Genomic DNA, 25,211 nt, shown 5'->3' on the forward strand with positions numbered 1-25,211 from the left:
GTGTCTACAACTGCAAAAGTTGGCATAATACCGTTCTATGCATCTAGTTAATACAGTTCAAGCCAACATTCATGCAAAATTGTGTTGGGCTGGATAGCCAATAATTTGCTAGGAAAATATACTGTTGGGCAAGAAGCGAGTCGGCTGTCTACAAAAGGTGAGAGGAGTTTACTGTGCAAGTTGTTAAGGAGTACATCCAGCGCTGGTACGAGAGTGGGCTAGACCCCGATATCTACATTTGCCATAAAAAGCAGGGCAACCTTGTAGACATTGAAGAAGAAGCGACTGGCAAACGTCGGACGGTTCTCACCTTCTGCACAAACGATGTGCTAGGACTAACCCAGGAAGAGGCAGTTAAGCAGGCAGCCGTCGATGCGATTTGGCAGTATGGTACGTCCAATAGCTCGGTTTCAGCGTTAAGCGGTCGCATTGATCTACATCGACAGCTAGAGAACGAAATTTCGGCATTTAAAGAGTTGCCACATACTCAGCTTTTTCTCAATGCGTGGATGGCGATGCAGGCGTTGGTTGATGCCTTTTGCCATTTAGCGATTCCAGTACCCAACTTTCAGCACACGCGCGAAACGTTGATTTTGACCGATGTGCTGAATCACGGCTGCATTGTCTCAGCGCTGGCACACTCTGGCACTCGCTCTGGCAAGATGTTTGGTCACAATCCACGGGTGCGAGTACGTGCGTATCGCCACTGCGATATGGAAGATCTTGCCCGCCGCTTACAGCGCTATGCCCGTCCTGACGATCGCATCATGGTTGTTTCTGATGCGGTGTTTTCGATGGATGGCGACATTGCGCCCCTGCCGCAGATGCTCGATGTCATGAGCAACTATGAGGGCAGCGTCCTTGTCATGGATGAGGCTCATGCTAGTGGGGCGATCGGTGCTACAGGTCGCGGCATCTACGAACACTTTGGACTTCGCCCTCAGCAGACCCTGGAACGGGGCGTTGTACCGTTGATTATGACTACTTTTTCCAAGTTTGCTGCTTCAGCCGGAGCTGCCATCAGCAGCCACGTTGCCGAACTAAAACCGCTGCTGGATGTATCACCCACGTCGATCGGTACAATTTCGCTACCGCCGCCAACGACTGCTGCCGCTTTAGAAAGCATTCGTATTGTCCGGCGTGAGCCAGAGCGGGTTAAGCAGCTACAAGAAAACAATCGCTACCTGCGAGCAAGTCTTGCAGCCAATGACTTTATGGCGATTGGCGAAACTAACGTAGTGCCTGTCATCTTGCCGCCTGAAATCAATCCGAAGCTTTATGCTAGGCAGCTCATGGAATACGGCATTTGGGTTTCACCCATCTGGTTCATTGCCAAACCACGTATTCGCGTTACCGTCAACGCGCTTCATACAAAGGAAGACATGGATCGTCTAGTAACGACGATGGTCAAAGTGCGCGATTTAGTTTACAAGCCCACCATTAGCGCCTGATCGTGCTTAGAAGCTGTGAGGAGCCGCTAGCCCAAAGGTGAGCGACCCTCACCCACCTTTCAACTTGAAAGCACGATCGGAGTAAGTGAAAAAATTATTGTTAGCACCAAAGCAGCTCTTTGGTGCTAGAAGGTTCTAGGCGCTAGCTGGTATCAGAGGTTGTTTGAGTGTCTGGCGGTCTAACCTGCAACCACGTAGGCAAAACTCGCCAACATAGACTACTAAAACGAGGCTTTGAAGCCTACGGTGGCAGGTTATAGCTCTTTGGGTCAGGCTTCACTAATGTCAGTGGAGTCACAGCTGTAGTCGCTAAAGCGACAGGAAGCTGGGCTTTCAACCTATCTCTCAAAGATGATTCGCGATCGCACGTTTGCTCTGTTTTGCTCTGCTAATCGCTATCGGTAGAGACATTAAGGGGAAGCTACCCACTGGTTCATTTTTCAACATCATATGTGTGCTGTATTGCAGATCAGCAGCGACCATTTGCCCAACAGCGCCTCTCGATTTCTAGGCTTGAGCAAAGTGGTAACCTTATCTCAATCCTGCCTGGTTCGTATATGTCGCAGAAAAATGAAATGCCAGTGCTAGTGCTTGCACTCCTACTTACAGTTGGGGTGTTAGGTGCCGGTTTTTGGTGGTTAATGCCGAAAGCAGGTATCAAGCTTGGTTCTCAGCTAACCACTCAGGAAAACACATCCGTTGATGATCGTATCAGCCAGGGAGAACGCAGCTTAGTTCAGGCAGAAAGCAAAGCTAATAATCCCGTCTTTGTACAGGCAAAACAGGCAGGCATTCAGGCAATGGCTGCAAAGCAGTATGGCGAAGCAACTGCACAGTTTCAGTTGGCGCTGCAATCAGCCCGTAATGCACCTGAAACGGCGATTTATTTGAACAATGCCTATATTGGCACTAAACGTTCTCATACGATCGCGGTAGCCGTACCCATTGGCAGCGACCCCAACGGCAGCTTAGAAATTTTGCGGGGAGTAGCGCAGGCGCAGCTAGAATTTAACACCATCAGGCAGGCGATTCCACTTAAAGTCGTAATTACCAATGACGACAACAACCCTAATACAGCTCAACAAATTGCCAACACACTGGTGGAAATGCCTGATGTGTTGGGAGTAATCGGTCACTACGCCAGCGATGTCACGCTGGCAGCAGGCAATGTCTATAACGCGGGTGGATTGGTAAGCATCTCTCCCATTAGCTCTACCGTAAAACTTTCGGGTTTCGGTAAGTACATCTTTAGGACAGTGCCCAGCGACTATGTTGCAGCAAGAGCGCTGGCAGACTATGCTATTAAACGTTTGCAGCAAAAAAAGGCAGTCGTCTTCTTCAACTCTCAGAGTGCCTACAGCCAATCGTTAAAAGCGGAGTTTGTCACTGCGATCGCCCTTTCAGGTGGGCAAGTATCCGCTGAGTTTGATTTGTCGGCTCCTAATTTTAGCGCCGCTCAGGCAGTTAATCAGGCGTTGAAACAGGAGGCTCAACTGCTGATGCTAGCGGCAAATACAGGCACCCTTGATCAGGCACTTCAGGTTGTGCAGATTAATCAGCGCCGTCTGAGTCTAGTGGGCGGGGATGATGTCTATGCACCGAAGACCTTAGAGGTTGGTGGAACCCAAGCAGAGGGTATGGTGCTGGCGGTGCCGTGGCATATTGACGGCAACCTTAAGTCTGCTTTTCCCAGACAGTCGCGTCAACTTTGGGGTGGTGATGTGAACTGGCGGACTGCCACTGCGTATGATGCGACGAAAGCACTTGCCGTCGCGATCGCCCGGAATCCCACTCGTTCAGGCGTACAACAAGCGCTGACAGCATCCGACTTTGCAGCAGCAGGGGCATCAGAGCCAGTGCGATTTTTGCCATCAGGCGATCGCAGTGTTGGAATTCAACTGGTAAAAGTGGCCCCCGGTAAACGCTTTGGGTCAGGCATTGATTTTGTCCCCCTCGCTTGGTGAATAGCATCTAAATGGCTGGACGATTGCCTGAAACCAACGATCGCCCAGTACTCAAGAGCTTTTCAATCGTATAGAACGATACGCTTTATTCAGTATTCTGGTCAGCATCATGTGCGAAAAAGATTCAGAATCACAGGCTTTAACTGTAGCAAGCCCGTTTATAGAGGATTAAGATTCAGATGTGATCATCAATAGATCAATTGAGTAACGTCCTATTTCAAAGGGTTAGATACGTGGCAGAAAGCACTGACAGCAAAAGAGAAAAGGAAAAATTCTTTTATCCAACTGCAACCTACCGAGGTGAATTTACGCCAGAACATCTAACGTTCAATGCCAATCTGCAAGAATTTGCTCAACGGGTCTCTCTCCTATGCGGTCTAGAAACAGGCGGCAAAATTCCACCGGGCGAAGCCTACAAGGAGATCAAGAAGCTGTGGGAACAACTCAAAGAGTCGAAGAAGGCGTTGCTTGATCAGGTAGAACGACCCCGACCAGAACTGCCAGAGGATGATAGCTAACGCTAAACCTTAAAGTAGTCTTTGACGATCGCTAGAATCTGCTCGGCAGAGTCACCCTTCCCAAACGGATTGACTGCCATTGCCATTGCTTGATAAGCCTCTGTATTGCTCAAAAGCTCGCCTGCGGCTGCCAAAACGCGATCGGGGTCAGTTCCCACCAATTTGGCAGTTCCAGCCATGGTTGCTTCGGGGCGTTCAGTCGTCTCTCGCAACACCAAAACGGGCTTACCTAAACTCGGCGCTTCTTCCTGTAGACCACCCGAATCGGTCAGCAGTAAGTAGCAGCGCTGCATCGCGCCGATCAAAGCCGCATAGTCCAATGGTTCTGTCAAAAAGACTCTAGGATGCTTGCTCAGCATCGCCTGTAACGGTTCACGTACAGTAGGATTACGGTGTAGTGGCAATAGCAGCGCCGTATCGGGAAACGCCTCTAAGATTTTTAGAAAGCTGTGAGCGATCGCTTGCAGTGGTTCACCCCAGTTTTCGCGACGATGCACCGTTGACAGCAAAACCCGATACTTGCCCCACTCCAGGTTCGGTACATCACAGGCAGGTTGCTGTGCTGCCGTTTTTAGCAGTGCGTCAATTACCGTATTGCCCGTCTGGTAAATCTTACCCAGAACACCCGATCGTTCCAGGTGTTCGACCGCTAGTGCCGTGGGTGCAAAGTGCAATTGAGTAATCTGAGAAACAAGGCGACGATTTGCTTCTTCTGGAAACGGATTGTAGAGATCATCGGTTCGCAAACCTGCTTCTACGTGCCCCACGGGAATTTTTTGATAGAACGCCGCTAAGGCTGCGGCAAATGCCGTTGTTGTATCGCCCTGCACAAGCACCAGCCGGGATTGCAGCGTTTGAAAGAGTGCTTCTAAGCCACGCAAGGTGAGATGAGTGATATCACTCAAGCTTTGGTTAGGTTGCATGATTGCAAGGTCATGATCAGGCGTTAACGCGAACAAAGCCATCACCTGATCGACCATTTCGCGATGTTGCCCGGTCAGAATGACCTGTGTGTCAAAAACTGAGCAAGCTTTGAATGCCTGAATCACCGGAGCCAGCTTAATTGCTTCTGGGCGCGTCCCCAAAATAATGCTGACTGGGATAGGAGTCTTCTGCATGACGTTCAGTGAATGGAGTGAGCTAAAAACAGGCAACAACTGAAGGCAAGACTGCCCACGATCGCTGCCTGTTAATGATGACATCCTGACGCACGATTGCAGGAGCCATCGATCGATAAGGTTCGCCAAAAGTTATCTTCAAGAGCAGCATTGCACCAACGCAATAAAAAACCCGGTAAAAACCGGGTTCGTTCATCTTATATCGGGATGTTACAGATCAGAGCGTTGCAGATGACGTTGCCACTTATCCTTTCACATCGCATGTCAGCGGGCAGGCTGCATACACGGATGTGTGTCGAGGATTAGCTTCGCCATGTAACCACCGGAACCAGGTTAAATCTTGAGGGTGAACACCCTTTAAGGTCAGGACAGCAGCGCCTAGCATAATGCCCAAAACGTTAAAGCTAAGAATACTGCCAGCAACAACAAGCACTGCACTTACTGGCAGCACGGATTGCAAAACAACGGCAAGCAAAGAGCCGATCGTCACCATAAGAATAATCAAAGGAAAGCCAATGATGAGCAGACAAACCGTTAGGGCAAATGTCCAGATCAAAAAGCTTTTGATTGCCAAAATATAGTAGGTATTTCTAAAGCTTTGGCTCTGAGATAATGTCATTGATTGCCTCCTAAATAAAGAATTGATGGTTTAATCAAAATGTTTTCTGGTTGCCTCACGCTCCAGTTGCGTAAGTTCTTCATAGTATAGGGAGAAGATTCGTGCTAGGTGAGTCCTTGTAGTGTAAATTTACAGTCTTGAGTAATTGTTTACCTTCGTGAGACTGGTTTGTAAGCGCCACGGATAACCACCAGGCAACGCTCTTAGCAGCAAACTCAGCAGATTAGCCCTTAAAGGAACAAGATTGCTATCTGTTAAAACTGCACTTTTTGTAACATTTCTACCGAAATTACTATTAGACTTCTTGACTCATAATGCTTTGCGCTCCTAACAGAGCTGTACTGAAAATCACTTCTTGTAATCTCTCTTACGAGGGAGGGTAGCTACTGGCAGGGGCTACATCAAGTAATTTTTTACGTTCAGGCAGTTATTCGCTTCCGTCACTTTACTAATGAAGCCTTTGCTACAAACCCAACGCCTTAAGGCTTGCAGAGATGTCATTCTCTAATCACAAAAGCCTGCTTCAAGGTTAAGTCAAGCGACTGGAACTAAAGGGATGTTGCTACTATCAGCGTGCTGCATAGATAGTGGTCAAAAAGAACATTAGAACAGACATAAACCTTGAAACTTCCTTTGAGCAAGGGCTTCTATTCATCCCTCACCCTTTATCCTTTGGCTATAAACATTTGAATCTCCTACTTTGGAAAGTGGCTAACCCAATTGCAAACGTTATTAGGCTAACAATGAAGCTTTCAGACAGCAGCGCATGACCTACGATTATGATTTGTTTGTGATTGGTGCAGGTCCAGGCGGTGTAGCAGCAGCAAAACGATCGGCGCAATATGGTGTAACGGTTGCGATCGCTGAGCAGGCTCAAGCAGGTGGAGGCTGTGTCAACCGAGGTTGCATTCCAAAGAAGTTGATGGTTTATGCGTCAGCGTTTGCACGATTGCAGCGCGATGCGATCGCCTATGGCTGGAGCAAGAGCGAACAGCAGTTTGACTGGCAACGGTTTGTCACTGTGAGAGATCGCGAAATTCAGCGGTTGCAGCAGGTGCAGAGGCAAGCACTACAAACAGCAGGGGTTGAGTTTATCAATGAGCGGGCAACGTTTGTCGATGCCCATACGTTGGCAATCGGCGATCGCAAAATTACGGCTGCAAAAATTCTGATCGCGGTGGGCGGTAAAAGCATTAAGCCTGCGATCAGCGGCATTGAACACGCGCTTACATCTAACGAGATGTTTCACTTGAGGGCGCTTCCTAAACAAATTGCCATCTTAGGCGGTGGCTATATTGGTGTTGAATTTGCCAGCATTCTGCACGGCTTTGGCTGCGAGGTAACGCTGATTAACCACGAGCACTGTCTGCTTTCAGGGTTTGATGCTGATTTGGCAGCAGCAGTGCATCGTGCCTTCGACCATCGTGGCATTCAAACGCTCTGTAATACTACTATCAAGACGATCGAGCCTGTGCCAGAAGGCTTGCGGGTCCTGCTAAAAGGCGAAACTGCTACGCCTTTAGTAGTAGAGACTGTTCTCTGTGCCACTGGTCGTGCACCTCAGCTAGACGAGCTAGGGCTAGAAAACGCTGGAGTGGAAGCAAAAACGGCGATCGCGGTAGACGATTATAGCCGCACTAGCCAGCCTCACATTTTTGCAGTGGGTGATTGTACCAATCGCCTTCAGCTTACCCCCGTTGCCAAAGCCGAAGGCAAAGCCTTTGCTGATACTGTCTTTGGTCAGCAGCCCCAGGTCGTTCACTATGACTACGTACCCTCAGTGGTTTGTAGTGACCCAGAAGCTGCGTCTGTAGGGTTAAGCGAAGCCACTGCACATGAAAAGCTGGGAGGAGCGATCGCGTGCTACCAGTCGGAGTTTCAACCGTTATTTTACAGCCTGACCGATCGACCGCAGCAAAGCCTGGTCAAACTGGTGGTAGAAGCTAATACTGAGCGGGTTGTAGGCATCCACATGGTTGGAGATCATGCAGGCGAGATTGTGCAAAGTTTAGGTGTTTCACTACAAATGGGCATCACGAAGCAAGCGCTGGAACGAGCGATCGGCATTCATCCCTCTTCAGCGGAAGAGTTTTTCTCGCTAGAACGATCACCCAGCGCCACTTAATTTTCCTCTTTCGCAAGAGTCAACTGCTGTACCGCAACAATCCCTCATCTGGTTGATGCTCCTCAGCAGTGAATCTGGTCAACTGGAGAGAGCAATGATAATGGGAGCTATAGCAATGCGGAAGCTAAATATTGGCTTAACGGAAGAGCAACGTCGCGGCGTTTGCGAACTTTTGAACAAAGACTTGGCTGACGCCAACCTACTGTTGATCAAAACCAAAAAGTACCACTGGGATGTGACCGGACCTGAGTTCCGTTCACTCCATCAAATTTGGGAAGAGCAATACGAAATCTTGAACCAAACGATCGACTCTACTGCCGAACGTGTGCGTGCCTTAGGCAACTATCCCATTGGCACTGCTGAAGGTTTTCTACGTTATGGCTCGATCAAAGAGCAAACCGAGGGCGTGCCAACTTCTTACGAAATGGTCTCAAATCTGGTAGATGATCACGAACAGATCATCCGCAACCTACGCGAACACATTGATCAGTGTGCTGATGAATTCCATGACCAGGGTACGGCTGACTTCCTTACAGGGTTGATGGAAGGGCACGAAGAAATGGCGTGGATGCTACGTTCCTTCATTGAAGGTAAAGCAGTGGAACCTGACAACCAGTCTCCTGCTGGTGTGAAATTTCCTGTAGGTGCTGCAAACTAGACTGTCTGTGCTTACTACAAGCCATGTGCTTACAAGTGTAGAAGTAAACGCAGAATAACTTGCTTGAATGCCATTGCTTGCTGTTGAAACGGTAAGCGGTGGCATTCAAACTATTTTCGAGCTAATTGCTGCGGGCTTTAATAGCCTAGCTGTTCGCGTGCCTGCTGACGTAGAGCAAGGGCACCCGCTGCTTTCGGTTGAATTTGGAGGGCTTTGTCCAGCGACTCGATCGCCTGATCATAACGCCCTAAATTCCATAGAGCCGCACCTTTTGTACTCCAGGCTTCGGCAGAGTTTCGATTGAGTTCGATCGCGATGTCTAGCGCATCGATCGCTTCGGCAGAGCGCCCAAATTCTTGTAATGTCATGCCTTGCTCTACCCAGGCATTGGTAAGCGTTGGCTTCAGGAGCGTTGCTTGCTCAAACGAGTCAAGTGCTTCGAGCAGACGATCTTGCTGTTTTAATGCTTTGCCTTGACTCCACAATGCTTCAGCATAATCAGGGTTGAGGTTAAGGGCATCATTACATGAAACCAACGCCTGATCTGGTCGTTTTAGCTCCGCTAAGGAATCGCAACGTCCCCAGTGCGCCGCTACGGTCTCTGGCTTTAGCTTCAGCACTTTGTCGTAGGTAGCTAGTGCCTGTGAGTATTGCCGTTTTTTGTGCTGTTTATTTGCCTGGTCAAGCAGTCTAGCAGCCTTCTGCTCAGGCGAAAGCGGTTTAGGTGTCGAGACAGGCAACGGCTTAATAACAGGATAAGTAATTGCCTGAAGTGGCAACCCAGGCTGACTTATAGACTGCAGAGAGGGGTTAATTTTGAGGCTCAAGAGCATGACCCCTGTTGCAGCTACGCCTGTTAAGAGTGTTCCTCGTCTAACGGTTGGTTGCCGAAGCCAGTGGGCGACTCGCTCGAGCGGAGAAACTTTTTTTGCTAAAAAGGACGGCTCAAAGCCGCGTAGAAATGACTCGGATGCCGTGTTGCCAGCGAGCGTCAACGTTTCATCTCTGGGGTCAGTGTTTCGGGAGTCGATAAAGATGAAATCATGCGTGGCGCTTGACTGCTTCTGTGTGCCCAGACCAGATGAGTGCGGTGCATCAGAAAGCTCAGTAACATCCAAATCATTGGCGGCTAGAGCTTGTAATGATTTCGCTGTGGGGTCAGGTGCAAGGCTTCGTAGTGCTTCCAGTGCCTCAAACGCAGTGGGATAACGATCGCGGAAGTCATAGCACACCATGCGATCAAGAATTTCTGCCAGTTCATTGCTAACGTTTGGCGAATGCACGCGCCAGTCTAGCTCACTGGTTTGAGCATCTTCGCCCAGTTCTCGCGGCAGCACGCCAGTAAGTGCCTGAATGCCTGCTAAACCAACAGCATAGATATCGCTGCTAAAACGTGGTTTGCCCGCAAGTTGCTCGTTTGGAATATAGCCTTGAGTGCCGATCGACACGGTTGAATCAACATGATCAGTAGTAGGGTCTGCCGCTTGAACGCTAACTTGCTTCACAGCACCAAAATCAATTAGTACCAACTTGCCATCACGGCGGCGGCGCATCAAATTTGACGGCTTGACATCACGGTGAATCACATTCTGCTCGTGGACAAACACCAGTACTTCGAGAATATCTTTAAGCAGCGTAATGACTCGCTCTTCTTCCCATTGCTCACCCTTAATAATCTGCCGAGTCAGTGGTTCACCTTCGATGAACTCTTGCACCAGGTAAAACTCCTGGTTCTCCTCAAAATGGGCAAACAGGGCTGGAATCTGGTCGTGGTTGCCGAGTTGGTACAGTACCCTGGCTTCAGTGTGGAACAAACGTCTGGCTGTTTGCAGGCTTTTTGGCTCGTTTGTTTTGGCAAGGAGGCGTTTGACTACGCAGCGAGGGCAATCTGGCAGGTGCAGGTCTTGTGCCAAAAACGTTTGCCCAAAACCGCCAACACCAAGCTGGCTAATGAGCTTGTAACGTTTACCCACAATAGCGGTGGAACTGTCCTGTTGAAGTTGATGCGTCATTGTTTAGTTAAGCGACTCCAGGTTCACCAAGCAGCAGGGTAGCCAGACATACCTAGTTTTTCTGTCTACAACCCTAAAATCAGGATGTCCGAGAGAGATTCCTTTTTGTTTCCAATGATAAAGACTCACAGCGATATGTGTAACTCAAGTAGCATTGCAAAAGTAGGTGCGATCGCTCAAAGGCTACTCTAGACGGCATATAGACAGGCCAATAAAAATTAGCTATACGCCTTAAAGGCAACAGTCTTGAAGTAACACAGCCTGAAACAGCACGCTTTTAAGCAGTACACCCTAATGCCTTGCCATAATACTGTGTGATGACGCCACTTCTACTCACCGATTCACCCAGTTTTTCAACTGGGTACGTCGATCGCTCAGGTAACCCAACAGCACTCCGTTTAGCTAAGTAGCTGGGCGTAATTACTTATAAGATGCATTGAGCGCAGTTGAAACCTGGTCTCTTAAGCGAAGCGCGATCGTCCTGAGCCTCTTGCATTGCCAAATCTCGCAAGGCATTGGCTTTTAAAAACAGTGATGCCCCTAAAGCGGAGGAGCGATCGCGCTTTTGGTTAGAGTTGACCGCTAGCTTTAGCGAATGACATGAGAACGTTTTCTGCCACTGACTGTTCTGCCCCTAACTTTGCTGCCATTGACTTTTACAGTGAGCGCTAATACTCCTGGCGTCATATGAATAGAGCAGTGGTTAGTTCATTGATTGGCTGACAATGCCAGACCACTGGGCTTTCTTCTCGCGGCTACGACGATACGAAAAAAAACAATCGGGGGTTTGATAGGTGCAATAAGGCGCGATCGCTACTTGTTCGGCATGGATGCCCAGTTGCTCTAACTGCAAGGCGTTGATGCGACGCACATCTAACCGTACCCGTCCTGGTTCCGGATCAGTGAGCAGTGGGGAATTGGGTAGTTGGTGCAGGGCGTAGAGCAGCGTAGATGGATCGCTAGTGTCAGGAGCAACAACGGTCGCTCCTACCTCAGCCGCCACGTGTTCAGAGACTTGGTACACCTTGCCAGCGATCGCAGGACCCATTGCCACACGCAGATTTTGTAACTGGCTACCCTGTGCCTGCAAACGGGCGATCGCGTGGGGCACAATTTTTAGCGCAGTGCCTCGCCAACCAGCGTGAACGGCTGCAACCTGCCCAGTCACAGCATCAGCAATCAAAACAGGCGTGCAATCAGCGCTACACGCCCAAACTGCCTGATTGCCTCGTTCTGTTATAAGTCCATCTGCCGAGGGCGTTTCGTCATCGATCGCGAGTGATGCCACTTCAGACGGTGACAGAACTGTATTACCATGCACCTGCTTGGCTCGATAGGCTTGTGCCGTTGGTTGCAAAATTTCGGTTAGTTCGTTGGGCGATCGCTGCCAAAACTGTTGCGTAAAAAAGCCATGTGACCACGGCTCTAAAAGGCTACAAGTTAAGTACGGCAGTTCATTCCAGGTACGCCAATGCCAGGTATGCATATGGTATGAAGAAAACAAGGGACACAAAACCGACTGAATGTGTTCTTACTGAAGACGGTTCTTCAAAGACAGGTACAATAGTCGAGGTCGTTAACGCTTTGGTTCAAGAAGCGCTACTACGCCTCTACAATAGCCGCAGCTCAATGAAGGGCGACCTTCAGGCTGGAATCAAGAGTGAAAACCTTCACTGCTATTGCAACTGCAACGTTTACAACCGTATCCTAAAGCAATCTCAATGGATACTTTAGGCTTAAAGCTAAAGTCCATTGCCGCTTGCGGAACTAAGCCGTCTACCTTCACGACTAAGCTGACAGCACCAACCCGATCGTCCCTCAGGATCTCCACATGACTCTAAACACTCATCCAACGCTGCTGAATCGTCGATACCGTGTGCTAGTGCGTGGCTTGGGTTGGATTGGGAGTTTTGGGTTACTCAGTAGCGGCATGGCGCTAGCGCAAGGGTCGGCGGATGATGTGTTGACTGCCCCCTCAATGCCATCGGTGGATCTTAATTCAGCCCCGATCGACTCTACAAACCAACGAGACCTCGCACCACCAGAAGTATCGGCACCTGTTTTTGTTGCACCTACTGCACCAGCGCCGGAACCTCTAAGCGTCCAGCCTCAAAGCGTTCAGCTAACCACGCCATCTGCGCGTCCTGATTATAACGATGGTTATGATGCACCGACCTCCATTGTGCTATCGGAGCGTTCAACCGGATGCCGTGCCGTTTTGCAAAGCGGGCAACTGCTAAATGGTAGTCCCTGCTCGTTAGACGATCGCTGGCAGGCTGCTAACGCTAAGGTGACAGCAGATAGAGCCGCATCTAGCATTAGTAGTTCTGGCAACACGAGTTCTGGTGGCATGAGTGTGGCTGGGCTTGGCACAACCACTGCCTTTGCATCGCAAACTCCTACATGGCAAACCTATTACAAGCGCACGGCACGCCCTTCGGGACGCTTAGGCAATGGTAATATTCGCCTGATTTTTCCGCTCTCTATTCCTGCGCCTATTTCCTCACTGTTTGGCTGGCGCGTGCATCCTGTGTCGGGCACTCAACGGTTTCATTCCGGTACCGACTTGGCAGCGCCCTTAGGCACACCTGTATTAGCAGCTTACGCTGGCAAAGTGGCGATCGCTGACTTCCTCGGCGGTTACGGTCTTTCTGTTGCTCTAGACCACAATAAAGGTACGCAACAAACCCTTTATGCCCATCTCTCCGAAATCTTCGTTAAACCAGGCGAAGTAGTGAAGCAAGGTATGGTCATTGGGCGTGTCGGCAGCACAGGCGTGTCTACTGGACCGCATCTGCACTTTGAGTTTCGCCAACTTACGTCCGACGGTTGGGTTGCAATGGATGCAGGGGCACAGTTGGAATACGCCCTGGCACAGTTAGTTAAGACTATGCAGGTTGCTCAAGCGAAAGCAGCAACTCGAGGTTAGGGATTGGTCGGTTTAAAGTATGCCGCGCAGTCAGGTTTTGACTGCGTGCTTGACTGAGCACTTATACCAAAGTTTCAACCGCTAGCCGTAGTAGGCAGAGCATGGTTTAAACCTAGGCTACTGATGGCTTATTCTTATGAAAATTCTTTAGTTAATAAGCAAAGAAAACGAAAGGTTCAGGTTACGCTCGATCGCGGCTGCCAACGTTTCTATTTCGTAAGGTTTACAAACGTAATCATCACAGCCTGAGGCAAGCGCCAGATCGTGGTCGAGCGATCGAGCCATAGCGGTGACTGCAATAATTGGAATTGCCTGCGTTTGAGGGTTTTGCTTCAAACAACGAGCTACCTCAAAACCATCCATTTCAGGGAGCATAATATCCAGCAAGATTAAGCTTGGCTGGTGCGTTTCGGCGAGCGATAACGCTGTCTGACCATCCTGAGCGCTGATCACCGTGCAATCGAGTAGCTGTAGCAGTTGATAGTTAACGAGCAAAAGATTATCTGGATCATCATCAACTACAAGAAAAGTGATTTGAGCGTCAGCAGGGTGTAGAGACTGATTGTCCATACTCTTTTCAGGAAAGATCTAACCGTTAGGCGTTCTCTGAAGGAGAGCGGACGAAGTTCCTCCAGCGGCTAATTGGCGCTTTTGGCTAATCATCTGACGATACTTATCAGGTTGCAACTCCACCTAAGCAGAAATACGGCAAGCTGGTAAAGCTAATGCTCATCTCTTGAACCACATTCACCAATTTTACATACAAAAGCGAAGAACGGAATGCGTACTGCTGAAAGTAGAATGCTTGTAAATTCCGGTGAAGTCTTGCTTTGCAGAGTTGTCGTTTGCATCACAGCACGTTCTTAACTCACGCCGTTTCATCGCCTTACTAGATTGACGTGTTTACTTTCAAAAAATACTTGCTAAGCTGAACCTTCACTCAATGTTCTCAAACCTCCAACCTCACCAAGTTCAAACCAAGTTTGAACGTGAGCGTACATTAGGCGGTTTGCTGAAAAGCCAAGTTGTAGTCTGCCCCTAGACTGATCAATCCATCTGGGAATCACTGTACTCTGGTAGCCCAAGTTGGTAGTTGTAGGTGGAGTTAGCAACAGCGCTAATCTAAGCTCTGTAATGTCTGCAACCTCTGTAACACTAGAGCTATAACACTAGAAAAGGCAGTGGTGCTGCCAAGGGGTAGGGTAGAGACAGCGCTACAGAGTGCCACGATCGCCCCTAATGATCGTTCCTTATGCTCCTCAAAGCTGCTGTAAGCGACCTTGACTGGATGCAGGCTATCTTAGCGTGGAAGATTTGTGGGGCTTGATCTCCAATCCCTGATTGCGTCAGGCTTTGATCCTGCTTGGTTCATGCTACGTTTAAAAATGAAACAATTATGAAAGTGGCAATGGATCATAAGCTTGCCTCTGTCAAAGGCTTTCGAGCCTTGAAACACTTCCACCTTGGGGTGCTAGGGCTATTATTAGGGGTTTGGCTGACTGGGTGTAACACGTCCCCTTCAACGCAAACTCGATCGGGTGAAGGCTCTCGCCCTACCACTGCTACCGATTCAGCTAGAGAAGGTAAAAAAATCATTCTCACTACATTTACTGTGCTAGCAGACATGGCACAGAACGTGGCAGGTGAGAAGGCAATTGTGGAGTCAATTACTAAAACCGGGGCAGAGATTCACGGTTATGAACCGACTCCTAGCGATCTGGAACGAGGACGAGGTGCAGCTCTCATTCTAGACAACGGTTTGGACTTAGAACGCTGGGCAGAGAGATTTTACAGCCGTTTCCCTCAGGTCACTCATCTGACCTTAAGCGAGGGCATTCAATCGATCAACATTGCAGACGAGGCTGCTCAAGGCAAACCCAATCCACATGCCTGGATGTCGCCGCAGAATGCCTTGATCTACGTCGAAAATATTCGCAAAGCACTAGTGAACCTCGATCCAGTGAATGCGGCTACCTACACTACGAACGCGGCAGCCTACAGTAAACAAATTCGGGCGATCGATGCAAAGCTCCAGCAAGCTCTTGCAGCGATCCCACCTGACAAACGCTATATCGTCAGTTGTGAGGGCGCATTCTCCTATCTTGCCCGTGACTATGGCTTGAAGGAGATCTATCTCTGGCCTGTCAATGCCGAACAGCAAGCCGTGCCCAGACAAGTGGAACGAGTGATTAATACCGTTAAAGCAAATCAGGTTCCAGCCGTTTTCTGTGAGAGTACAGTCAGCAACAAAGTGCAGCTTCAAGTGGCAAAAGAATCTGGGGCAACGTTTGCAGGGGTGTTTTATGTCGATTCCCTGTCTGCCTCCGATGGTCCGGCATCAACTTATCTCAAGCTTTTAGAATATAACGTCACCACATTGATTAAAGGTCTACAAGGCAGTTAAGAACGTGTTTAAAGGGCTAGATGTAATGTGAAGCACTGAGCGATCGCCCCTATCACTTTCAAAAGGTGGAAGCAATCGTTAAGTCTCTCTTTTGAAAGAGGGTTTAAGAGGGAACTGAGCGTTTTGCTACAGATAGTAGGACTTTTAAGAGCTTTTTAGGGAAGAAAAAATGGCCGCAGTCAGCCTCGATATTGAGAATGTAACCGTTGCCTATCATGGCAAAGTAGCGTTACACAGCGCTTCGTTACAGCTCAAAGCAGGAACCATTTGTGGCTTGGTAGGGATGAACGGTGCAGGCAAGTCTACGCTGTTTAAGGCAGTCATGGGTTTCGTCAAACCCGTGCATGGGCGAGTGTTGGTAAATGGGTTGCCGATTCATCGCGTCCAAAAACAGAATTTGGTTGCTTATGTCCCCCAGGCAGAAGAGGTGGACTGGGATTTTCCGGTGAGCGTTCAGGATGTGGTGATGATGGGGCGCTACGGCTACATGAATTTTCTGCGTATGCCGCGATCGTCTGATAAACAGGCTGTGCGGGATAGCCTGGAGCGAGTCGAAATGTGGGAGTTGCGCGATCGCCAAATTGGAGAACTATCGGGTGGACAACGGAAACGTACCTTCTTTGCACGCGCTTTAGCGCAACAAGCAACCGTGTTACTTCTAGATGAGCCGTTTGCTGGCGTTGATGTCAAAACCGAGAAAACAATGATTAGACTGCTGATGGAACTGCGTCAGACCAGTCACACAGTACTGCTTTCCACCCATGATTTAGCCTCTATCACCACCTTTTGTGATCAGGTCGTGTTGATTAACCGCACAATTCTGGCGTATGGCGAAACTTCAGATGTCTTTACAGAAGAAAATCTTTCCCGCACCTTTGGTGGTTCAGTGATCGATTTGTCCCTGACGAAAAATAAATTAACTCCGGGTAAGCAAGAGGAGCAGTGATGGATTTAGTTCAGTGGTTTTCGGCACCGTTGCAGAGTGAGTTCATGGTAAGGGCAATTTGTGTAAGTGCTCTAGTAGGAATGGTCTGTTCAGCACTCTCTTGCTACATGACTTTAAAGGGATGGGCTTTGATGGGCGATGCTGTTTCTCATGCCGTCATGCCAGGAGTTGTCATTGCTTATATGCTGAACCTTCCCCTTGCAGTTGGCGCGTTTGTCTTTGGCGTTGGTTCAGTCATTACGATCGGCTTTATCAAGGTGAAAACTCGTGTTAAAGAAGATACGGTTATTGGGTTAGTGTTTACCGGCTTTTTCGCCTTAGGTTTAGTGCTCGTTTCTAAAGTCAGAAGTTCCATTGACTTGACTCATATTCTCTTTGGCAACGTTCTAGGCATTTCGGATGCTGATATTGTTCAAACGGTGATTATTAGTGTCATTACGTTAGCAACGCTGGCACTGTTACGCAAAGATTTAATTTTGTTTTGCTTTGATCCAACCCATGCCCGATCGATCGGTTTAAACACAACGTTTCTGTACTACGTTTTGCTGTCTTTGTTGTCACTGACTGCCGTTGCAGGGCTTCAAACTGTTGGTATCATCTTAGTCGTTGCTATGTTAGTAACTCCGGGTGCAACTGCATATTTGTTGAGCGATCGCTTTGATTATATGGTGCTGATTGCAATGGCTTCTGGCGTTTTTTCTAGCGTTATAGGCACTTATATCAGCTACTACATTGATGGCGCTACGGGCGGCTGTATTGTTGTACTGCAAACGTTGCTCTTTGTGATAGCAATGGTTTTTGCACCCAAGCATGGCTTACTGGCTAAAGCTCAAACTGTTACCGAATCGGCTCCCAACCAATAACTTTCTCATACGCCTATTTCTTTTCTGTCGCCATAAGTGCTACCTTACCGAACCAAGACGGTTGTAGCAGCATTTAACTAATCGTTTGATAAAAGGTAAGGGCTGTGTTGCCATACACTTTTTGACGGCATATTTCTAAGATGGAAGGTGTGAGAACGCTGAAGCGATAAGGGCTGTGTTCTACTGCTAATTCACCGTTCGGTGCTAGTAATTGAAGGTGCGCGATCGACTCAATAACTGGTTCATACAAATCACTGTGGTAGGGCGGATCAAAGTAAATACGATCAAACTGCTGACCCTCTAATGACTTGATGCGCTGCCTGACATCACCCCGCAGCACTTGAAATGTTTGCGTATCCTTCGCCACTTGCTGCCAGTTTTGCCGAATGATAGCGTTAGCGCGAGTGGATAGCTCAATGCCCACAACCACTGCTGCACCGCGACAAAGCGCTTCTGCACCCATTGCACCACTGCCTGCACACAAATCGAGCCAGCGACAGCCCGCGATCGTGCCCTGCCAGATATTGAACAATGCCGATCGCACCATTGCTAAGGTGGGTCGCGTCTCTTGTCCTGGCAGGGTCTTAAGCTGACGATTGCCGTAAATTCTCAAGCTCATTAGGATGCCGTCACAACCTGCCTTGCCTGTACCAAATTAACGAAATTTGCCAAAATCTGTAGACCAGCAGTCGAAGATTTTTCAGGGTGAAATTGAACTGCCATGAGATTATTTTGGGCGATCGCGGCTGTCACTGTTTGACTGCCGTGTGTAATCGTTGCTGCACGCGCTTTTGGATCACTGGGATCGACGTAGTACGAGTGCACAAAATAGACCCACGGATCTATAGGAAGGTCTTGCCAGAGTGGAGAATTGGGTTGTGCTAACTCCAATTGATTCCAACCCATGTGAGGAACTGTAATGCCGGGTTCGTGGCGAAAGCGTTTGACGGTACCGGCAACGATGCCTAAACCAGGTTCTTTCCCTTCTTCACTCGCCTCAAACAAAATTTGCAGCCCTAAGCAAATGCCTAGAAACGGTTTGCCACTAGCGATCGCCCGTTTGATCGGCGCTTCTAACTGGCGTGAACGCAAATGTTGTACGGCTGGGTCAAACGAGCCAACACCGGGCAGTACGATCGCCTCTGCCTGATCCAGAGCAGCAGGAGAATCGGTAATGATGGGAGTTGCGCCTGCTTTTTCTAGCCCCTTACAGGCAGAATGCAGGTTGCCCATGTCGTAGTCCACCACTGCGATCGTTGGCATTTTTCTTACCTTTACACACGTTCACTCTCTAGAATTGTAGTCTGCAAGCACTGTTGTCTACACGATCGGTCAAAACACAACCGCTTAAAAAACTTTCTCTAAGAGAAATACGCACCTCAATTTGAGACCCATCGTTCTAGCCCTTTCCTCACTGACTCCTGACTCCTGATTTCTAACCCCCGACTCCCTAATCCCAACTCCCGATTCCCGCTCTATGTTCAAAGTTGTCACGCCAAGATTTTCGCAGACGTTCGAGCGCTGGACGGATGCCCTTAACACAGCCAAAGCGCTGATACCTGAATGCAAAAGTCTGACCGAAGACATTCGCATTTTTCTGTTTGACGATCTGGTATGGGTCTACAGCCGCTTGCACAAGTACCCGCAATACATTGGCGCAGGTATGTACGATCGCCTTGCTAGAATCTTTGTGCAAGAAGCGATGGCAGAGAACGAGGAGACAACAGCCAGCCAGGATGATGATACAGAACCAGGCTGAATTTACGTCAGCGGACTGCTACACCAAATGGATTAGCGCTTCCACCAACACCTGGTTTTGCTCGTCCGTGCCAACGGTAATCCGCAACTTGTCGCTTAAACCAGCTTGATGGAAGTAGCGCACTAAAATACCGCGCTCTTTAAGTGCTAAATAGATTTGTTCAGCATTGCTTTGGGGCGGCTGTACCAGCAAAAAGTTAGCTTGCGAATCCCACAGGCGGAAGCCCAATTGCTTAAGCGCAATCGCCAGCGCTGCCCGCGAAGTTTTGACTTTGGCAGCACACTCATTTTTGTACGCCTGATCGCGCATAGCAGCAGCACCTACTAACCCCGCGATCGCATCAATGTTGTAGCTGTCTTTAACTTTAAACAAGCCACTCAACAGCGTTGGATTAGCGATGCCAAAACCGAGTCGTAGCCCTGCTAGTGAGTACCCTTTAGATAACGTGCGCGTTACGATCACATGATCAAATTCATGCACCAGCGGCAATGCAGTTTCTTCGGCAAAGTCAACATATGCCTCATCAACCACCAGAACACCCGTAAGCCCTGCCGCTAGTTGGCGTAGTTCAGCGATCGACACCACATGACCAGAGGGGCTGTTGGGCGACGCAATAAAGGTAACGGCACCATTCGCAGCAATGAGTTCCGCGATCGGCAAGCGATAGTCGTCTCCGTAGGGAATCTCGATCGTGTCCGCTGGCTGCATTGCAGTTAAGGTGCGATACAGCACATAAGTCGGTACCGGATAAACTACTTTACGCTCAGTTTCAGCGCACGCACGAATGATGATATTCAAGATATCGTCACTGCCGTTGCCCACAATAATCCAGTCCATCGGCACGCCGAGCGCTTCACTGATCGCCTGCCGAAACTCATTGGCGTAGGGATCAGGATACCGTCGCAGCGACTCAGCCTTAAGCGTTTGCAACGCTGCGATCGCTGCTGGGGAGGGCGGATAAGGATTCTCGTTGGTATTTAGTTTAATGATGGGTGTGTCAGACTTTGGCTGCTCACCTGGCACATAGCCAGTCATCGCATCAATGGCGGGGCGGAAGTAGGTAGTCACGGCTCTAGGGATAGGTTCAGGCAAATGCGTTCGACAAAGGCTTTAGATAAGTGCTTTAGCTTATGGTGACGTTGGACATCACTGCGAGAGAAACCCTGTTACCAGCAGCGGCACAAGAATAAGCGCAGCCACGATCGCAAGTAGCGTTCCGGGATCAATCTTGACAATGTTCTCGTTTGGATCGCGCATTGAACCTTACTCGTCAGTATGTGAACTTAGTTTAGTGGACTTAAGTTTAGAAGATCATAACTCTTTGCTCAAAGCCTGCTGTTTGCCCAAAGCTCCTAGACAAACAGCAAAAAGCCCCTGAACGTCTTGCCGTGTTTCGACTTCAGGGGCTTTCTGTATTCGATTCGTACTCCTCACACACTTGCGAATATACCACAGATTTCTTCCTTGCGGTAGTCTTTTGCAGCACGATCACTTCAAACAAGCAGCAAAAAGCCCCTGAACGTCTTGCCGTGTTTCGACTTCAGGGGCTTTCTGTATTCGATTCGTACTCCTCACACATCTATAATCTCGCTACCAATCTACGCTTGCTATATCTCATGTGACAGATGTTGAGATGGGCAAGTGTGAATTACGTGTGTAAAGCAGACGACAGCACAATTAGAGCAAGGATTACAGCACTGACAACCAAAAAGTATTGTGACAATCCAACGATTTAGGCAAGCAACAAAAAGCCCCTGAGCGTCTTGCCGTGTTTCGACTTCAGGGGCTTTCTGTATTCGATTCGTACTCCTCACATATTCATAATCTCGCTACTAGCCTACGTTTGCTATACCTCTTGTGACAGATGTTGAAGTGGACAAGGGGGGATGAGCCCTGTGGAGCAGGCAACAGCACCGTTATGACAAGAGTTACAGGTCTCACAAGAGCAGATAGTGCAACGATTCGACGGCACCTCAACGGAAGCGCTATTGTTTAGAGCAGTGGACTCTAGACGATCGTCATGAACAAACCGTTGGATGCAGAGCAGTCGATAGCGCTGTCTACTAGCATCAAAAGCAAAGCCAAAGCACCGTTTGACAATGCCTACCGTGCTGCACTGGCAACAAAAGGCGCAATCTACGTACAGGGATTTGTAGCCGTGTCCGGGCAGCCACACAAGCCGATCGAGCACAGTTGGCTGGAACTGGAGGATTGCATCGTTGACCCGTCGCTGCCGCACTTTAACCGCCCCGCTACCGCACTCCACTACTTTCCTGCTCAACGCCTCACGGTGAAACAGTTGAAAGCCGCGATCGAAGAAGCGAAGGAAGACTATCCCGACGACGATCCACTACCAATCTATGGCAAGGCTCCCTACGAATACTATGGCGATTTGATGCTGGGCGGCAAAGAGTATCTCGCAGCCCACAACGCCGCGATCGCCCAATGTCAGTCGCTAAACCAGCCAAAATCGACCTCTAATGGACACATCAGTGATGAGGGCTGAAGGTAAAAGCCTAATCGGTTTGACAGCCCGCAAGCTGCTATCTATTAGGGCTGCACTAGCTGCTAACGTTTAGCTGCCATACCAGATGGCTTCGATCGTACTCGCGATCACCTCTCCTTGCTGTGCGTCTTCCAGCAGCACCGTAATGTGCCCTAGCTTGCGCCCTGGACGAGATTCCTTTTTGCCGTACCAGTGCAAATGAGACTTCGGCATCGCGGCTAGCTGCTGTCGCTTAGCTTGATAGTCACTTTGAGACTGCTCATAGCCCAGAAGGTTGACCATGACGGCTCCAGGCGACTGCATAGCTGGGCTACCTAACGGCAAACCACAGACCGATCGCAACTGTTGCTCAAATTGAGATGTTTCGCACGCATCCAGCGTGAAGTGCCCTGAGTTGTGCGTGCGTGGCGCAATCTCGTTTACCAACACCTTGCTATCAGCAGTGAGAAAGAACTCAATGCCAAACACGCCAACCACTTGCAAGCTATCGAGTAGCGTCTGGACGATCGCTTCCACTTCTACAGCGATCACCGCACTCAGCTTGGCAGGCGCAAAGACACGCTGACATACTTGCTGCTCCTGCTGTGTTTCGACGATCGGATAGACAACAATCTCGCCTGTAGTGGAACGAGCGGCGATCGCTGCCAATTCCCGCTCAAACGGCACAAACGCCTCTACCAATAACTGAGAGTCCTCCAACTGCGCCAGCGCCGCATTCAATGCCTGGGCATCCTTAATAATGAACGTGCCTTGACCGTCATACCCATGCCGACGGGTTTTTAGCACAAACGGAAAAGAGACCGGGACGTTTTGATCGCGTTCTTTTAGCGCTTGCTGCCAGGTGTTATCCCAAGCCGCAAACTGAGGCGTTGGCAGACCTAATTTCTGTAAATAACAGCGCTGATGATACTTATCCAGCAGTGGCTTTAGCGACTCCAACCCTGGTCGAAAGCAGACTCCTTGCGCTACCAGTTGTGAAAGTGCTTCCAGATTGACAAACTCATTTTCAAAGGTGATGACATCGCATTGAGCCGCCAGTTGTGCCGTCGCCGTTGCATCATCGATCGCCCCCAGAACCACCCCTGCCGCAATACTTACCGCTGGATCATCACGAGACGGTGTTTGCACCACCAATTCAACACCCAGTTTAGCGGCTGCGCCTGCCATCATCCAGGCAAGTTGCCCACCACCGATCACACCCACACGTTTAATCACCATCCCTCATCCCTCATCCCTCAATCCCTCTTCTTTATTCCCTGCACCCTAACGACTCCCGCGTCTCCACACCCGTTTTAGAATTCACCCCACTTGCCATGCCGCACAATTCTCGAATCTGCACTTTGTCTAAAATTGCGTCACTGAAGTCAGTACCGTCGATATTCACCGCTTCAAAAACGGTTCGGAGCATCATCGTATTCACCAAAACGGCATCGCTGAGATCAACCCGCGATAGCTTCACCTGATCCAGCATTGCCTGAGTCAAATCAGCACCGTGTAGGTTCGTTTCCGTCATCGTCGAAGCGCTAAAGACCGCCCCAGCCAGATCTGCATGAGCAAAATTCGTGCGGTTGAGATTGGCGTTCGAGAACTCTGCCACTCGCAACGATTGCCCAGAGAAATCTTTGCCTGCTAGTTCAGCATTGCTGTAAGAAGGCGGCGGCGTATATTGAGAAGAGTATTTGGCACCTGTAACCGCCTGTGCTGGCACCGAAACCATACCGAATGTCAGCAACAACGCGAACAGCACGACAAAAAAGCGATTTATCAGCATTCGCACAGCATGGAAACGACATCTCTTAGTGTAGTCAGAAGTGAAGCGATCGCCTTTGCTTTATCAATACTCTGGGTTAGCTTTCAGCTTCTAGCCTTCAGCTTTTAGCGTTAAATGCCATGCTGACCGCTGACCGCTAATTGCTGACTTTTTGACTATCTAGCTCCGAAATAAGCGGCTGTACTGAGTTTCATGCGCCATGCTTGCCAAGGCTAATCCCCAACTGCAACTGCCTAAGTCGTCATCTTGCAGCAGCAAAACCGCCTCAACGGCATCTTCGATCGCAGGCTGAAGCTGCAATAGTAACTGCTGTCCGGTTGTTTGCCCCAGTGGAATCAGCTTGACACCGACATTGACCAGATTACTTGCCCAACTATGCAAATAGCCCAGCATGGCTGAAGGCAGGTCAATCTGCCATCGTACCGCTGCAAGGGCAAAGGCGATCGCAAAATGGCAGCCATCTTTTTGTAAAACAATACTTTGCGGTAGCTCTACAAGGTGCAAATCTTGCAACAGCCGCAAGAGCGATCGCCCCATCTGCAAACTTTGGTGTCGCAACTCCTCCGTCTCACGCGCTGCCGATAGCCAGCGATTCCAGTCGCCCAAAGCATCCCAATCGTCTAGCTGACACGCTCTATAGGCACGTACCATGACCGCCGTTTCAACACGAATAGCACCATACCGAAGCTCCTGCACTAGCCAGCTTTCAAGCGCATCGCGATCGCTCAATCTGCCAGCCTCAGCTAACGCCTCAAGTCCTTCAGAATAGCTGTAAGCACCAACTGGCAACGCCGGACTCGCTAACTGCAACAACCGCAGCAATGCACCCTGATGATTGTTTTTTTCCATTTCTCTATCCTTCCATGCGCTTTCAGCAGTCAGCTTTCAGCGATTCAGTGACCAACCGATAAAACGCAATCAAAACCCTTCTATGAGCAGTCAGTTTTCAGCTTTCAGTGATCAGTAATTAACTGACAAAACGTAAGTAACTAGCTGACAAAACGCAATCAAAAACCTCTAACGAAGCGGCACAAAATACGACTCTTCCACTCTTTCACTCTTTCACCTCCTCACTCTTCTCCTCCCTTAATGCCCATGCCCATAAGCCCCCGCCTCTGGATGAAATGGCTGAACTTCTTCAACAACGTGCAGACCTCGATGCTCTAATAAAGCGCGCAAGACAGGATCAGGAGACAGTCGCAAATAAGTTGGCATAATCTCTAGCGGTACGTGGCGGTTGCCGAGATGATATGCCGCTTGCAGCAACGGCAGTTCACTCTCAGCCGTGACGGTTAAAACAGGTTCTGGTTTGGCGCTCACCTGCACTACAAAGCCATCGTCAGACTGCAAAAAATCGCCATCGCGTAGCACAGTACCCCTGGGTAACTGAAGATAAACCGACTGTCCATCCAGGCTTTCAAAGCGGTAGCGCGATCGCGTTCGTTCCTCGGCTGTTAAAGCGAGGGTAAGGGCAACCGCTGCTTGTGGACTTACCGTTAAGCGTTGTGTCAGCGTTGTAATCACGGCTTCAGCTAACGTCCTTGCGTCTGGCATAGCGGGTCTAGAGC

23 protein-coding genes are annotated in these 25,211 nt (G+C 49.4%); 11 read left to right on the forward strand and 12 right to left on the reverse strand.

Translation table 11 applies throughout. The features are described from left to right. The first annotated feature begins 173 nt into the window (after nucleotides 1–173). The 3 genes from H6F76_RS05990 (at nucleotide 174) to H6F76_RS06000 (ending at nucleotide 3,933) form a co-directional block, all read left to right on the forward strand. Entirely contained in the window at nucleotides 174–1,451 is a 1,278-nt protein-coding gene (locus H6F76_RS05990; protein WP_190450917.1) for an aminotransferase class I/II-fold pyridoxal phosphate-dependent enzyme, read from the forward strand. A gap of 557 nt (nucleotides 1,452–2,008) precedes the next feature. Beyond that, a complete protein-coding gene (locus H6F76_RS05995) occupies nucleotides 2,009–3,415 on the forward strand; it encodes an ABC transporter substrate-binding protein (RefSeq protein ID WP_190506747.1) in 1,407 nt (468 codons plus the stop codon). A gap of 233 nt (nucleotides 3,416–3,648) precedes the next feature. Continuing rightward, on the forward strand, nucleotides 3,649–3,933 hold the full coding sequence (locus H6F76_RS06000) for a hypothetical protein (RefSeq protein WP_190450907.1): 285 nt from the start codon (nucleotides 3,649–3,651) through the stop codon (nucleotides 3,931–3,933). A gap of 2 nt (nucleotides 3,934–3,935) precedes the next feature. On the opposite strand, the gene wecB is transcribed toward H6F76_RS06000, so the two are convergent. After that, nucleotides 3,936–5,051, reverse strand: coding sequence for a UDP-N-acetylglucosamine 2-epimerase (non-hydrolyzing) (gene wecB / locus H6F76_RS06005; protein ID WP_190506749.1), 1,116 nt, complete (start codon nucleotides 5,049–5,051; stop codon nucleotides 3,936–3,938). 244 nt (nucleotides 5,052–5,295) lie between these two features. Then, on the reverse strand, nucleotides 5,296–5,670 hold the full coding sequence (locus tag H6F76_RS06015; protein WP_190450903.1) for a hypothetical protein: 375 nt from the start codon (nucleotides 5,668–5,670) through the stop codon (nucleotides 5,296–5,298). Between the two features lie 766 nt (nucleotides 5,671–6,436). Between H6F76_RS06015 and gorA the strand changes: the two genes are divergently transcribed. Both gorA and H6F76_RS06025 read left to right on the forward strand, forming a co-directional pair. Next, the gene (gorA, locus tag H6F76_RS06020) at nucleotides 6,437–7,795 is read left to right on the forward strand and encodes a glutathione-disulfide reductase (RefSeq protein ID WP_190506753.1); all 1,359 of its coding nucleotides are present in this window, start codon (nucleotides 6,437–6,439) and stop codon (nucleotides 7,793–7,795) included. Nucleotides 7,796–7,910: 115 nt separating this feature from the next. After that, nucleotides 7,911–8,453, forward strand: a complete 543-nt coding sequence (locus H6F76_RS06025) for a Dps family protein (RefSeq protein WP_190506754.1) — start codon at nucleotides 7,911–7,913, stop codon at nucleotides 8,451–8,453. A 137-nt stretch (nucleotides 8,454–8,590) separates the two neighbouring features. Here the strand turns inward: H6F76_RS06025 and H6F76_RS06030 are convergent, their stop codons facing one another. Further along, the gene (locus tag H6F76_RS06030; RefSeq protein WP_190506755.1) at nucleotides 8,591–10,465 is read right to left on the reverse strand and encodes a serine/threonine-protein kinase; all 1,875 of its coding nucleotides are present in this window, start codon (nucleotides 10,463–10,465) and stop codon (nucleotides 8,591–8,593) included. A gap of 703 nt (nucleotides 10,466–11,168) precedes the next feature. Next, the gene (gene pgeF / locus H6F76_RS06035; protein WP_190507077.1) at nucleotides 11,169–11,951 is read right to left on the reverse strand and encodes a peptidoglycan editing factor PgeF; all 783 of its coding nucleotides are present in this window, start codon (nucleotides 11,949–11,951) and stop codon (nucleotides 11,169–11,171) included. Between the two features lie 345 nt (nucleotides 11,952–12,296). Here pgeF and H6F76_RS30930 point away from each other — a divergent pair, with 345 nt between their 5' ends. Continuing rightward, entirely contained in the window at nucleotides 12,297–13,394 is a 1,098-nt protein-coding gene (locus H6F76_RS30930; RefSeq protein ID WP_277881193.1) for a M23 family metallopeptidase, read from the forward strand. A gap of 147 nt (nucleotides 13,395–13,541) precedes the next feature. Here H6F76_RS30930 and H6F76_RS06045 read toward each other — a convergent pair whose 3' ends face one another. Further along, nucleotides 13,542–13,964 carry a response regulator gene (locus H6F76_RS06045; RefSeq protein WP_190450893.1) on the reverse strand — a complete coding sequence of 141 codons (423 nt, stop codon included), beginning with the start codon at nucleotides 13,962–13,964 and terminating at the stop codon, nucleotides 13,542–13,544. 838 nt (nucleotides 13,965–14,802) lie between these two features. Between H6F76_RS06045 and H6F76_RS06050 the strand changes: the two genes are divergently transcribed. From H6F76_RS06050 to H6F76_RS06060, 3 genes are all read left to right on the forward strand, one after another. Beyond that, nucleotides 14,803–15,798: a metal ABC transporter substrate-binding protein gene (locus tag H6F76_RS06050; protein ID WP_190506756.1), complete on the forward strand. Its 996-nt coding sequence runs from the start codon at nucleotides 14,803–14,805 to the stop codon at nucleotides 15,796–15,798. Between the two features lie 169 nt (nucleotides 15,799–15,967). Further along, complete coding sequence (locus H6F76_RS06055; protein ID WP_190506757.1) at nucleotides 15,968–16,744, forward strand: metal ABC transporter ATP-binding protein; 777 nt, start codon at nucleotides 15,968–15,970, stop codon at nucleotides 16,742–16,744. After that, nucleotides 16,744–17,607: a metal ABC transporter permease gene (locus H6F76_RS06060; RefSeq protein WP_190506758.1), complete on the forward strand. Its 864-nt coding sequence runs from the start codon at nucleotides 16,744–16,746 to the stop codon at nucleotides 17,605–17,607. The genes H6F76_RS06055 and H6F76_RS06060 overlap by 1 nt, the downstream gene beginning before the upstream one ends. A 73-nt stretch (nucleotides 17,608–17,680) precedes the next feature. On the opposite strand, the gene rsmD is transcribed toward H6F76_RS06060, so the two are convergent. Next, on the reverse strand, nucleotides 17,681–18,226 hold the full coding sequence (gene rsmD, locus H6F76_RS06065) for a 16S rRNA (guanine(966)-N(2))-methyltransferase RsmD (RefSeq protein ID WP_190506759.1): 546 nt from the start codon (nucleotides 18,224–18,226) through the stop codon (nucleotides 17,681–17,683). Beyond that, entirely contained in the window at nucleotides 18,226–18,870 is a 645-nt protein-coding gene (gene hisH, locus H6F76_RS06070; protein WP_190506760.1) for an imidazole glycerol phosphate synthase subunit HisH, read from the reverse strand. The genes rsmD and hisH overlap by 1 nt, the downstream gene beginning before the upstream one ends. 214 nt (nucleotides 18,871–19,084) lie before the next feature. Between hisH and H6F76_RS06075 the strand changes: the two genes are divergently transcribed. Then, complete coding sequence (locus H6F76_RS06075; protein WP_190506761.1) at nucleotides 19,085–19,366, forward strand: hypothetical protein; 282 nt, start codon at nucleotides 19,085–19,087, stop codon at nucleotides 19,364–19,366. Nucleotides 19,367–19,384: 18 nt separating this feature from the next. On the opposite strand, the gene hisC is transcribed toward H6F76_RS06075, so the two are convergent. Further along, nucleotides 19,385–20,434, reverse strand: coding sequence for a histidinol-phosphate transaminase (gene hisC, locus H6F76_RS06080; RefSeq protein WP_190506763.1), 1,050 nt, complete (start codon nucleotides 20,432–20,434; stop codon nucleotides 19,385–19,387). A 952-nt stretch (nucleotides 20,435–21,386) separates the two neighbouring features. Here hisC and H6F76_RS06085 point away from each other — a divergent pair. Further along, on the forward strand, nucleotides 21,387–21,872 hold the full coding sequence (locus H6F76_RS06085; RefSeq protein ID WP_190506765.1) for a hypothetical protein: 486 nt from the start codon (nucleotides 21,387–21,389) through the stop codon (nucleotides 21,870–21,872). A gap of 69 nt (nucleotides 21,873–21,941) precedes the next feature. Here the strand turns inward: H6F76_RS06085 and H6F76_RS06090 are convergent, their stop codons facing one another. The 4 genes from H6F76_RS06090 to ureE all read right to left on the reverse strand — a co-directional run bounded on the left by H6F76_RS06090 (nucleotide 21,942) and on the right by ureE (nucleotide 25,164). Beyond that, the gene (locus tag H6F76_RS06090) at nucleotides 21,942–23,084 is read right to left on the reverse strand and encodes a 5-(carboxyamino)imidazole ribonucleotide synthase (protein ID WP_190507080.1); all 1,143 of its coding nucleotides are present in this window, start codon (nucleotides 23,082–23,084) and stop codon (nucleotides 21,942–21,944) included. Between the two features lie 37 nt (nucleotides 23,085–23,121). Continuing rightward, a complete protein-coding gene (locus H6F76_RS06095; protein ID WP_347275986.1) occupies nucleotides 23,122–23,589 on the reverse strand; it encodes a pentapeptide repeat-containing protein in 468 nt (155 codons plus the stop codon). 213 nt (nucleotides 23,590–23,802) lie between these two features. Next, nucleotides 23,803–24,492: an urease accessory protein UreF gene (locus H6F76_RS06100; RefSeq protein ID WP_190506769.1), complete on the reverse strand. Its 690-nt coding sequence runs from the start codon at nucleotides 24,490–24,492 to the stop codon at nucleotides 23,803–23,805. 237 nt (nucleotides 24,493–24,729) lie between these two features. Next, a complete protein-coding gene (gene ureE, locus H6F76_RS06105) occupies nucleotides 24,730–25,164 on the reverse strand; it encodes an urease accessory protein UreE (protein ID WP_190507081.1) in 435 nt (144 codons plus the stop codon). Between the last annotated feature and the right edge of the window lie 47 nt (nucleotides 25,165–25,211).

This window comes from Leptolyngbya sp. FACHB-321, from assembly GCF_014695975.1.
Lineage (GTDB): Bacteria > Cyanobacteriota > Cyanobacteriia > Leptolyngbyales > Leptolyngbyaceae > Stenomitos.